This is a genomic window from Serratia sp. (in: enterobacteria) (genome assembly GCF_046715635.1).
Lineage (GTDB): Bacteria > Pseudomonadota > Gammaproteobacteria > Enterobacterales > Enterobacteriaceae > Chania.
Genome location: NZ_JBKJYW010000507.1, coordinates 1 through 11,610 on the forward strand (window position 1 = coordinate 1; position 11,610 = coordinate 11,610).

Below are 11,610 nucleotides of genomic sequence, written 5' to 3' on the forward strand. Positions count from 1 at the left end.
GACCTTTCTGGCTGTTGAAGCCTTTGATGCCTTCAGCATATTGGAAAGACAGGCTGCCGATTGGCGTCACAACCAACTTGCTGGTGGTATCTTTCTTGGCAGTGGCTGACCAGGTAGCCAAGGCTTGCGCAGTAACCTCTGCGGCCTGAACGGTGCCCACTACTGCGAATGCTGAAACGATTGCCAGAGCAAGTGTGATTTTTTTCATGGTAAAACTCCCTAAGTTATAGATTTCTATTTGTCCGTTAAATGTGTCTAGCTTTGTCATCTCCACTCACTCTGGTATTGCCAGTTGCTAGCGGGATAACGCCAAGTGTTGATACGCAACGTGAGTGTTCCTCTCGTCCTACCTGGTGGGAAAAATCTTAACCAAAAAAAGGCTAAATATAATCATTAACTACTAAATGTGAAATATTTAGATTTAAATTCTGATATTAATGTTTTTCACACCACATTAAGGACAAATCAACCAATCATATAAACATGACAGCAGAATTATCCTAGATTAATAAGATCGAATAGTCACCGCGTTATGACCCGCGTTATTCAGCTACCTTTCAGGTGAAAAAATCAGACCATACAATGCGTTCACAGGTCATGATCGGTTTTAAAGTCGTGTAAAAAACCATCAAGGTTAGACGGGCGCAGCATGCAGCGCCCCTACGAAATACATTGCGAGTCGGTTGAAGTGTGTCAGCAACAGCTAAACGGGCGCACAGCCCTTATACGGCATATATTGCGTGCCGGTTGAATGTGAGCCAGTTGGATAATCAGGGGGGATAAATCATTGCTACGAGCGTACTTAAAGGAGGATTACGTTAATGCGGTGGCTTACGATGCCCCGGCTGTCGGGAGTTTATCCCGCCAGCCAATCGGCATCAGGCCATTAAAGGGAGGATTCGCTTTCCAGACCCGAGCAAACTTCAATCTTATGCTCACGCAAAATCTTGCAGCGGAGAAAAAATAGCCGTGAGATGCCGGAAATATACGACTTCACCTGATTGCCACGCATCAGCAACAGGTATTCATCCGGTTGACATTGGATTTTCTGCCTGGCCACCTGCGCCAACACATCATCACTGAATGCCGGATCTGCCCGCATCGTAGAGCTCGACATAAATACCGCACAGTTACCTGATTTGCCCAGATAGCTCTCTTGCCGGATGCTTGGATTGAGAAGATAGAACGCAATGCTTGCCAACACCACACACACAAAACCCACCATCCCCCAACCATAGCGAAAAGAAGCACGGGGGAACATTTTGCCTACCACCGCGGGTATAGGTTTAGCGGTTGATGCAGTCGGTTCGGCCTCAAAGATCGGCGCATCCTTTTCATCCTTATAAGACACGACCTGGATTTCACTGTGCAGCATAAAACCCACCTTGGGAACCGTGACGATCACCTCCTCATCAATTCCCAGCGCCTTGATCACCCGGCGTAACTTGCTCACGCACTGGTTAAGATTATTGTTACTGGAAATCATCCCGTAATCATCCCACACCTTTTTGAAGATCACTTCACGGCTCACGGCATCGCCCTGGTGGACAATCAGTAACTGTAGCAGGCGCTTGGCTGGATTGGAGATGGTAACAGTATCGTCAAACAGATCGCTCAGGCTCAGCGTTCCGGTATCGACATCGAAAATAATACGGTCATTAAATCTATATTTCATTATATTCACGACTTTCACTATAAAAGCAGACAAACCAGGTATTAATCGTTAATAAAACCATTTAATTAATGATTAAAAAAAAGGCCTTCGTGAACGTTTTTATCGCTAGTAAATAGACCGCGGGTAATTGTCATTAACTGTGGCATTTTTCCTCCTCCCTGGAATAAGAATTTTCTCATGACCAAAACAAAGATTATCGAAACACGCTGATTATTGATATATTGATTCTTTAAATTTCACAAGGTTAGATTTTTATCTCGACAAAAGATAATTTTAAGCGAAAAATATCACCAAAGCCCTCGCGACGGCCTGTTTTAATGTAAAAATATCGCAGATTTAACCCTCACTAAGATGTTACATGACGGGCAAAGCAGGCATTTTCGACTAGCGTTGATAGTCTTTATCATTTAAATCAATGGTTTTAACCTGTCACGCGGCCAGAAAACCGCCTTAACATGACGCTGATTTTGCAAAGTGATTAAAGCCACGATCATAGGCAGCAATACCCATAACAATGGCTATCAGGTTAGGGGGGGATTAAGGTCACTCTGCCGCAGTAAGCAGCGTAATATTCGCTTGCATAATTGCCTCACGCGCCGCATCTGGCAGATTATTGTCGGTGATGATCACATCAAATACCGCAATCGGAAGTGCCAGATAGGTGGCCACCTTGCCATATTTGGAAGTATCACTCAGCAAAATGCGGCGGCGACTGGCTTCAACGATGGCGTTTTTCACCACGACCTTATCTTCATTCGGGGTAGACAACCCCCGCATACTCCATGAAGAAGCAGAGATAAACGCCAGATCGATAAACAGATTACGCAAAGCCTGAGCCGCAGCGGCCCCCACGCAGGAACGGTTTTCCCGGCATACCGTACCGCCGGTGTGGATCAGCTTGCACTGGCTATGTTCGAGCAGATAGGCGGCGATAACAAAATCGTTGGTCACCACGGTGATATCGTCACGCTCGCCGAGCTGGCGAGCCAGGGCTAACGTGGTGGTGCCTGCGTCCAGATAGATGCAGCTGTTGGCCGGGATCTGCCGCGCGGCCAGTTGCCCAATAGCGGCTTTCTGCTGGCTGAACATCCCTTCCTTATCCTGATGCGAAGGTTCAATCGCCACGCGCTCGGCAGACTGCACGCCGCCGGAGACAGAGAGTACGCTGCCCTGCTCTTCCAATTTTTGCAGATCGCGCCGGATGGTCATATGCGAGACCCCCAACCTTTCGGTCAGTTCAGCTATGCTGACTGCGCCGCGCTCGGACACCAGCGCCAAAATTTGTTGGTGGCGTTCAACAGGTATCACGGTTCCCCCCTCTCAGACTACGATGATAATAATTGTGATTTTACGTCAATTTTCGTACGACGGTAGCAAAGCTTTTCAGGCTGTGAAGCCGGTCATAATCATAAAAAACATTTAAAAGCATTATGTTAGCAAGAGTAACCGTTTTTTCGACCGTCCATTTCATTGTTAATAATTGTGAAGACGATCACCGATATCCGCATCAATAACGCTTACATTTAACACATCAAAACAAATAATCACTAAAATTAACAGAGGTGCATCATGGCACAACCAGGAAACTATGCAGTTTGTATCGTCGGTTTGGGTTCAATGGGCATGGGCGCGGCAACCTCCTGCATCAATGCCGGGCTGACCACCTATGGCGTCGATCTCAACCCCCAGGCATTGACGGCGCTACAGCAAGCCGGTGCCAAACAGGCCGCCACCAGCGCAGCAGACTTTGCGGCCGCGCTGGATGCGGTGCTGCTGTTGGTGGTTAACGCCAACCAGGTAAAACAGATCCTGTTCGGGGATAACGGTCTGGCGGCACAGTTGAAACCGAATACGCCGGTGATGGTGTCCTCCACCATTGCGGCTGCGGATGCCAAAGAGATCGAACAAAAACTGTTGGCGTATAACCTGCCGATGCTGGATGCCCCGGTTTCCGGCGGCGCAGCCAAGGCGGCCGCGGGCCAAATGACCGTGATGGCCTCAGGCAGTGAGAGCACCTTTGCTCAACTGCAACCGGTGCTGGATGCCGTGGCCGGGAAAGTGTACCGCATCGGCGACGAGATCGGCCTGGGGGCGACGGTCAAGATCATCCATCAGTTGTTGGCAGGCGTGCACATTGCCGCCGGTGCCGAAGCGATGGCGCTGGCCGCACGCGCCGGTATCCCGCTGGACGTGATGTACGATGTGGTCACCAACGCCGCAGGCAATTCCTGGATGTTTGAGAACCGTATGCGCCACGTGGTCGATGGCGACTACTCGCCAAAATCTGCGGTAGATATCTTCGTCAAGGATCTTGGGCTGGTGGCCGATACCGCCAAAGCGCTGCACTTCCCGCTGCCATTGGCGTCCACGGCATTCAATATGTTCACTTCAGCCAGCAACGCAGGTTTCGGCAAGGAAGATGACAGCGCAGTGATCAAGATCTTCGCCGGGATCGAACTGCCCAAGAATAAGGAGAATTCATAATGTTACTCGGAGTGATCGCAGACGACTTTACCGGGGCCACCGATATCGCCAGTTTCCTGGTGGAAAACGGTTTGCCTACGGTCCAGCTCAATGGCGTGCCGCAGGATGATGCCCCTGTCGACTCGCAGGCGGTGGTGATCAGCTTGAAATCGCGCTCTTGCCCGGTCGACCAGGCGGTCGAGCAGTCGTTGCAGGCTTTAGCCTGGTTACAGCGCCAGGGCTGCCGCCAATTCTATTTTAAATATTGTTCCACCTTCGACAGCACTGCCCAGGGCAATATCGGGCCGGTTACCGATGCTTTGCTTGACGCGCTTGGCGAACAGCAAACGGTGATTTCCCCAGCGCTGCCGGTGAATGGCCGCACGGTGTATCAAGGTTACCTGTTCGTGATGGACCAGTTGCTGTCGGAATCCGGTATGCGCAACCATCCGGTGACGCCAATGACCGACAGTAATCTGATGCGGCTGATGGAGGCCCAGGCCAGCGGGCGTTGCGGGCTGGTTAATGCGGCAGAGATGGATCGCGGAGCCGGTGCGGTGCAGGAAAAACTGCAACAGTTGGCGCAGCTTGGCGTGCGTTACGCGGTATTGGATACCTTGAACGAACAGCATCTGCTGACCCAGGGCGAAGCGCTGAAAACCATGAAGTTGGTCACCGGAGGTTCAGGACTGGCGATCGGCATTGCCCGTCAATGGGCGCAGCCGGGCCAGGCAAAAGCCCAATCCGCCGGAGCGCCACAGGGGGAGAAAGCCGTGGTACTTTCCGGCTCCTGCTCCACCATGACCAATAAGCAAGTTGCACGCTACCGCCAACAGGCTCCGGCACAGAGTATTGATGTCTCGCGCTGTATCAACGCGGGCGATCGCAGCGCCTACGCCGCCGAGTTAAGCGCCTGGGTTGAACAACAGACCGCACAGCCACTGGCCCCGTTGCTGTACGCCACCGCCGAGCCAGAACAATTGCAACAGACCCAGCAACAATACGGCACCGAGGCCGCCAGCCAGGCGGTAGAAGCCCTGTTTGCCGAAGTGGTTAACCGATTGCAACAAAAGGGTTTCAGCCGCTTTATCGTTGCCGGTGGCGAAACCTCTGGCGTGATCACCCAGGCTTTGGGGATCCGTGGCTTCCATATCGGCCCATGTATTTCTCCAGGCGTGCCTTGGGTACGCGCAATTGAACAACCCGTATCACTGGCCCTTAAATCGGGCAATTTCGGCGATGAAAACTTTTTCGCCAGAGCACAAACGGAGTTTCAAGTATGACGATGACCGCTGACACTGAACGGCTGGCAAGAGAAGAAATGGTGCGCCTGGGAGCTTCATTCTTCCAGCGCGGCTATGCTACCGGTTCAGCAGGCAACCTTTCGCTGTTGTTGCCAGACGGTACCCTGCTGGCCACCCCCACTGGCTCTTGCCTCGGGGAGTTGCAGGCAGACAAACTGTCGAAAGTCAGCCTGAGCGGTGAATGGATCTCCGGCGACAAGCCCTCGAAAGAGATCAGCTTTCACCGCGCGCTGTACCAGAGCAACCCGGCGTGCAAGGCAGTAGTGCATCTGCATTGCACCTACCTGACCGCGCTTTCCTGCCTGCAAGGGCTGGATACGGCAAACGCCATCAAGCCGTTCACCCCTTATGTGGTGATGCGCGTCGGCCAGGTGCCGGTGGTGCCTTACTACCGCCCCGGCGATCTGCGGCTGGCGGAAGATTTGGGCAAGCTGGCCCCAAGCTACAAGGCTTTCCTGTTAGCGAACCACGGCCCCGTGGTCACCGGCGATAGCCTGCGGGAAGCCGCGAACAATACCGAAGAAATGGAAGATGCGGCCAAGCTGATTTTCACCCTCGGCAACCGCCCAATTCGCTATTTAACCGATGATGAAATTGCCGAGTTACGGAGCTGAACCATGCCAAAATTTGCTGCCAATTTATCGATGATGTTTACCGAGCACTCGTTTCTGGATCGTTTTGACGCCGCTGCGGCGGCCGGGTTTAAAGCGGTAGAGTTCCTGTTCCCTTATGATTACCCTGCCGATCTTCTGTCAGAGAAACTGCAACAAAACGGCTTGCAGCAGGTGCTGTTCAATACCGCGCCGGGTGATGTGGGTGCGGGTGAATGGGGGCTGGCGGCATTACCGGGCCGCGAGCAGGATGCCCGTGCGGATATCGATCGCGCTCTGGAATACGCTATCGCCCTCAAGTGCCCTAACGTCCACGTGATGGCAGGCGTAGTACCACCGGGGGAGGATATTACCCGCTATCGGGAAACCTTTATCAGCAATATCCGTTACGCCGCCGATACCTTTGCACCGCATGGCATCAAAGTGTTGATCGAAGCGCTCAGCCCGCCGATCAAACCCAACTACCTGTTCTCCAGCCAGCATCAGGCGGAGGAGCTGGTGGCCACCATCGATCGCCCGAATGTGTTTATTCAATTCGACTTCTTCCATGCGCAGTTGGTGGACGGCAATATCAGCAATCTGATCGCCTCACTGGCCGGGCGCTATGCTCATATCCAGATCGCTTCAGTACCAGATCGTAATGAACCCGATGACGGTGAACTGAATTATCCTTGGCTCTTCGCCCAGTTGGACAAGGTGGGTTATCAAGGCTGGATCGGCTGTGAATATAAGCCACGTGGGGAAACGACGGCGGGTCTGGATTGGGTTAAACCTTACTTATAATCAATAAATTATAGCGCCAACACCAGTTTCAATAACATAAAAAATAAACGCACCCGTATCGCCCAAGGGCGATCGCGGTGCCGGACTCTTACCTGAATTAAAGGCTATGCTATGTCGACTTCAATGCTCCTGCTTATTGCCGTATTAGGTGTGGTGGTGCTCCTGCTGATGGTGATCAAGGCGAAAATTCAGCCGTTTGTCGCCCTGTTGGTAGTCAGCCTGCTGGTCGCGCTTGCCAGCGGAATTCCCACTGGTGAAGTCATGAAAGTGATGACTGCCGGGATGGGCGGCGTGCTCGGTTCGGTGACAATCATCATCGGTCTGGGTGCCATGCTGGGCAGTATGATCGAACACTCGGGCGGTGCCGAATCTCTGGCACAACGCTTCAGCAAAATCATGGGGCCTAAACACACCATCGCCGCCCTAACGATTGCCGCGTTTATCCTGGGTATCCCGGTATTCTTTGACGTTGGCTTTATTATCCTGGCACCGATCATCTACGGTTTTGCCAAGGTGGCTAAAGTTTCACCGATCAAGTTTGGCTTGCCGGTGGCCGGGGTGATGCTGGCCGTGCACGTCGCGTTGCCACCACACCCAGGCCCGGTAGCGGCCGCAGGGTTGCTGAACGCCGATATCGGTTGGCTGACCATTATCGGCCTGCTCATCTGTATCCCGGTCGGTGTTATTGGCTACTTTGCGAGTAAATACCTTAACCGCCAGAACTATCAGCTTTCCATTGAGGTTCTGGAGCAGCTACAGCTCGCAGCGCCAGAACCGGCGCCGGAAGACAAAGCGCCGCTCAGCGATCGGATCAACCCACCAAGTGCCGGGTTGGTTGCTGCACTGATCGCTATTCCTATCGCCATTATCATGCTGGGTACCGTTTCTGCCACCTTGCTGGAACCTGGCGCAGCATTGCGCGATCCGCTCTCGTTAATCGGCTCTCCAGCGGTAGCGCTGATGATTGCCCTGGGGTTAGCGTTTTATTTTCTGGCGATCCGCCGCGGCTGGACCCTGCAACACACCAGCGACATCATGGCTGGTGCATTACCTACAGCAGCAGTGGTGATCTTGGTTACCGGTGCGGGCGGGGTGTTTGGCAAAGTGCTGGTCGAGTCTGGCGTGGGTAAAGCGCTGGCAGATGTGCTGACCACCATTGGCCTACCGTTGATCCCAGCTGCATTTATCATCTCGCTGGCACTGCGTGCCTCACAGGGGTCGGCTACCGTTGCCATTCTGACGACAGGCGGGTTGCTGTCCGAAGCGGTTATCGGGCTTAACCCGATGCAGTTGGTGTTGGTCACGCTCGCGACCTGTTTTGGCGGCCTGGGCTTATCGCACGTTAACGACTCCGGCTTCTGGATTGTCACCAAATACCTTGGCCTGTCAGTCGCTGATGGCCTGAAAACCTGGACGGTATTAACCACCCTGCTCGGTTTAAGTGGCTTCGCCTTTACCTGGCTGCTGTGGCTGGTAGTGTAACTTCCCGGTATTGCTAGAGCCAAAGCAGTTCGGCTACAGTGGTGAGTATCTTGAGGCGTTGCTCCGGCAGCGCCTTTCCCTTGTTCAGGAAGGAAGCCATGACCACTCACACCGTTGCCCCCACCTTGATCACCGAACGTCTGATCCTGGACGCCCACCGGCTGGAAGATTTTGACGATTTGGCCGCCATGTGGGCCGATCCTGCGGTGGTGCGCTATATCGGCAGCACGCCACGCGACAAGGAGGATAGCTGGGGCCGCCTGTTACGCTATATCGGCCACTGGAAATTGCTGGGTTACGGCTACTGGGCGGTGCGGGAGAAAAACAGCGGCAGGTATATTGGCGGGATTGGCTTCGCCGATTTTCACCGTGATATTAAACCCGCGCTCGACGTCCCCGAAATGGGCTGGACGCTGATCACGGCTGCACACGGTAAAGGCTATGCCACCGAAGCCTTGAATGCCGCGCTGGTCTGGGCCAAAGAGAATTTCTCACAGGACAAAGTCGTTTGTATCATCTCGCCGGATAACCGCCCTTCGCTTGGCCTGGCGAAAAAAGTCGGCTTTGTGGCCAGCCATCGCAGCGAATACCACCAGTTGCCAACGGTGGTGTTATACCGACCGCTCTGAGTTCAAGATACCCTGGATAAAATTATCCCGTAGCGCATCAGGCCGCTGCGGGTTCCACGCCAGCCCAACCTGCCACTGTGTCTGTTCGCCGCTTAACGGCAGAATATCGATCCCTGCCGGAGCTATATATACAATGCTTTGCGGCAACAGCGCCACGCCTATCCCCGCCGCCACCAGCGCCAACAAGGTTTGGATATCCTCCGCCTGCTGTACCACATTGGCTCTCAGCCCCTGAGCGGCAATAAAACGCAGCGCCTGCTCACTCAAGCCGCGTCCCCGTGAAGGCTCCAACTGCAACAGAGGGAAATGTTGGAAATCCGCCAGCAGGTTCTCCGCTTGCAACGCCATTGTTCGCGGCGCAGCCAGCACCAACCGATCGTTCAGCAAAGGCTGCGCCTGCAAGGGAGCAGGAACGGGCAGGCGCACAAATCCGGCCTGTAAATCGCCGCTTAGCAACAGCTGACATTGCCGTTCCGAAGGAAGATCCTCCAGACTAACCACTACCGCCGGAAAGCGCTGGCGAAATGCCGCCACCAGTTGCGGCGCCAGATGAAAGCTTGAAAGCCCAAAGCCTAAGGCCAGACGCCCGGTCTCCCCCTTCACCACCTGCAATGCATACAGATGAAACTGCTCGTGCTGAGTCAATAACTCCCGCGCTTTGGGGAACAACGCTGCACCGTTGGCCGTCAGTTGTGCCCCTTGTCGGCCCCGTTCGAACAGGCGGGTGCCCAGTTGCAGCTCGATGGCTTGAATTTGCTTGCTCAACGCAGGCTGGGTGATGCACAGCCGCTCGGCAGCCAAGTGATAGCGCCCCAGTTCAGCCAACGCGATGAAGGCGCGTAATTGACGATTATCCATTCCACTAGGTTATCAAAAGAGGATTTTAATTGATTATACAGTAATCGATGAGGCTGTTGTAATTAGCGCACAACAACCCCATAGGAGCTTGCTATGACCACGACACTTCGTGCTGCATCGGTACAATTTCAACACCGCGCCAATGACAAGAACTACAATCTTGGCGTTATGGAAGACTTTATCGCTCAGGCCGCCGCTGACAACGTGCAGGTTCTCGCCTTCCCGGAAATGTGCATTACCGGCTACTGGCACGTACGCCATCTGGCCGACAGCGAAATTACCGCGCTGGCTGAGCCTATCGCCACCAGCCCTTCACTGGCGCGCATCCGCCCGCTGGCAGAACGGTACCGGATGGCTATCGGCGTGGGGTTGATTGAGCTGGGCGAAGACGGCCGGCTGTACAACTCTTATGCAGTTTGCCTGCCAGACGGCCAAACCCATGTGCATCGCAAGCTCCACCCTTTTGAGCATCCGTTGATTGCCAAAGGCGATAACTTTACCGTATTTGATACGCCTTGGGGCGTACGCATGGGGATCCTGATCTGCTGGGACAATAACCTGGTGGAAAACGCACGCGCCACCACACTGCTGGGTGCCGATATCCTGTTCGCCCCTCATCAGACCGGGGGAACACATTCGCGCAGCCCGCACGGCATGAAGCCGATACCGCTGACGCTATGGCAGCAACGCAAAGAAAATCCAGCGGCGATCGAAGAGGCGTTTCGCGGTGAAAGTGGCCGAGGCTGGCTGTTACGCTGGTTGCCTTCCCGTGCCCATGATAATGGCCTGTTTATTTTGTTCAGCAACGGCGTGGGGCGAGACGATAATGAGGTGCGCACCGGCAATGCAATGCTGCTGGACCCTTATGGCCGTATTCTGTCAGAAACCTGGGTCGCGCAGGACGCGTTGGTCACCGCCGATCTGGATCTGAGTTTAATCCCCATGAGCAGCGGACGGCGTTGGATCCACGGCCGTCGGCCAGAGCTTTATGGGTTACTTACTGAGCCACAGGGATATGAGCGCGATCCCCGAACCGCCCGTTTCTCTCTACAGCCAACCGCAATCACCGGTAAGCCCAAGCAATAATTACTCGCTCGCTGTTTTAGCGGCAAAAAAAATCCGCCCCTAAAAGGCGGATTTTCATTGGGCATGGCCAACGAGGCCACACGCTCACGCCCGAAAGCGTGGGGAAATCTTAGAAGCGGTAACCTACACCCACGTTCCAGGTGCCAACGTCAACGCTGCGGATACGGCTCTGCTCGTAACCCACGTCCAGAGCAACCTGCTGCATTGGGTTGAACTGCAGACCAGCACCGTAGCTGAAACCGTAGTCGCTGGTGTTGTTGTGGTCAGAACCGTCTTGAGCGTTGGACGTGAATTTACCATAGCCCACACCGATCACACCGTAGATGCTTGCCCAATCGTTGAAACGATATGCAGGACCGGCAGTGATGGAGTTGTATTGTGCTTTGTTGTAGAAGCCGTCTTCAGAGTTGTTCTTTTCCAGGTGGGTGAAAGAACCGATCACACCCAGTGGATTGTTGTCATACTCGTAACGGTACTTCAGGTTGAAACCACCGGCCTTGTTGGCAACGCCTTGGAGATCGCCCTGGGCATAGCCAGCGGATACGGTGCTCTCACCAGCAAATGCGGTACCTGCTGTTACGGCCAATACACAAGCTGCTACTGCGGAAAGACATGCAATTTTTTTCATAACCACCTCAAACGCGTTTTATTATTAAAGTGCTTCAATTTCTCATACATTGAAAATATAGCAAAAATTAGCGTGAAACTCTGCCTTTAAA

12 protein-coding genes are annotated in these 11,610 nt (G+C 53.7%); 7 read left to right on the plus strand and 5 right to left on the minus strand.

The annotated features are described in order from the left end of the window. The 3 genes from ACLQ7H_RS26295 to ygbI all read right to left on the minus strand — a co-directional run. Window positions 1–208: common pilus major fimbrillin subunit EcpA (locus tag ACLQ7H_RS26295; RefSeq protein ID WP_411755212.1), on the minus strand; the 208-nt coding region annotated here is incomplete at its 3' end. A gap of 678 nt (window positions 209–886) precedes the next feature. Beyond that, window positions 887–1,675, minus strand: a complete 789-nt coding sequence (locus ACLQ7H_RS26300; RefSeq protein WP_411755213.1) for a winged helix-turn-helix domain-containing protein — start codon at window positions 1,673–1,675, stop codon at window positions 887–889. 543 nt (window positions 1,676–2,218) lie between these two features. Continuing rightward, entirely contained in the window at window positions 2,219–2,983 is a 765-nt protein-coding gene (gene ygbI / locus ACLQ7H_RS26305; protein WP_411755214.1) for a DNA-binding transcriptional repressor YgbI, read from the minus strand. A gap of 261 nt (window positions 2,984–3,244) precedes the next feature. Between ygbI and ltnD the strand changes: the two genes are divergently transcribed. The 6 genes from ltnD (at window position 3,245) to ACLQ7H_RS26335 (ending at window position 8,947) form a co-directional block, all read left to right on the plus strand. Continuing rightward, on the plus strand, window positions 3,245–4,159 hold the full coding sequence (gene ltnD / locus ACLQ7H_RS26310) for an L-threonate dehydrogenase (RefSeq protein ID WP_411755215.1): 915 nt from the start codon (window positions 3,245–3,247) through the stop codon (window positions 4,157–4,159). Next, complete coding sequence (gene otnK / locus ACLQ7H_RS26315; RefSeq protein WP_411755216.1) at window positions 4,159–5,421, plus strand: 3-oxo-tetronate kinase; 1,263 nt, start codon at window positions 4,159–4,161, stop codon at window positions 5,419–5,421. Before ltnD ends, otnK begins: the two co-directional genes overlap by 1 nt. Window positions 5,422–5,423: 2 nt before the next feature. Next, the gene (gene otnC, locus ACLQ7H_RS26320) at window positions 5,424–6,056 is read left to right on the plus strand and encodes a 3-oxo-tetronate 4-phosphate decarboxylase (protein ID WP_411755222.1); all 633 of its coding nucleotides are present in this window, start codon (window positions 5,424–5,426) and stop codon (window positions 6,054–6,056) included. Window positions 6,057–6,059: 3 nt separating this feature from the next. Beyond that, a complete protein-coding gene (locus ACLQ7H_RS26325) occupies window positions 6,060–6,836 on the plus strand; it encodes an HPr family phosphocarrier protein (RefSeq protein WP_411755217.1) in 777 nt (258 codons plus the stop codon). Between the two features lie 111 nt (window positions 6,837–6,947). Beyond that, window positions 6,948–8,318, plus strand: coding sequence for a GntP family transporter (locus ACLQ7H_RS26330; protein WP_166734556.1), 1,371 nt, complete (start codon window positions 6,948–6,950; stop codon window positions 8,316–8,318). Between the two features lie 98 nt (window positions 8,319–8,416). After that, a complete protein-coding gene (locus ACLQ7H_RS26335; RefSeq protein ID WP_411755218.1) occupies window positions 8,417–8,947 on the plus strand; it encodes a GNAT family N-acetyltransferase in 531 nt (176 codons plus the stop codon). Here the strand turns inward: ACLQ7H_RS26335 and ACLQ7H_RS26340 are convergent. Continuing rightward, window positions 8,930–9,805 carry a LysR substrate-binding domain-containing protein gene (locus tag ACLQ7H_RS26340; RefSeq protein ID WP_411755219.1) on the minus strand — a complete coding sequence of 292 codons (876 nt, stop codon included), beginning with the start codon at window positions 9,803–9,805 and terminating at the stop codon, window positions 8,930–8,932. The genes ACLQ7H_RS26335 and ACLQ7H_RS26340 overlap by 18 nt on opposite strands. Before the next feature lie 93 nt (window positions 9,806–9,898). On the opposite strand from ACLQ7H_RS26340, the gene ACLQ7H_RS26345 reads away from it, so the two are divergent. Further along, a complete protein-coding gene (locus ACLQ7H_RS26345) occupies window positions 9,899–10,891 on the plus strand; it encodes a nitrilase family protein (RefSeq protein ID WP_411755220.1) in 993 nt (330 codons plus the stop codon). Between the two features lie 109 nt (window positions 10,892–11,000). Here ACLQ7H_RS26345 and ompX read toward each other — a convergent pair whose 3' ends face one another. Next, complete coding sequence (gene ompX / locus ACLQ7H_RS26350) at window positions 11,001–11,519, minus strand: outer membrane protein OmpX (protein WP_411755221.1); 519 nt, start codon at window positions 11,517–11,519, stop codon at window positions 11,001–11,003. Window positions 11,520–11,610: the final 91 nt, after the last annotated feature.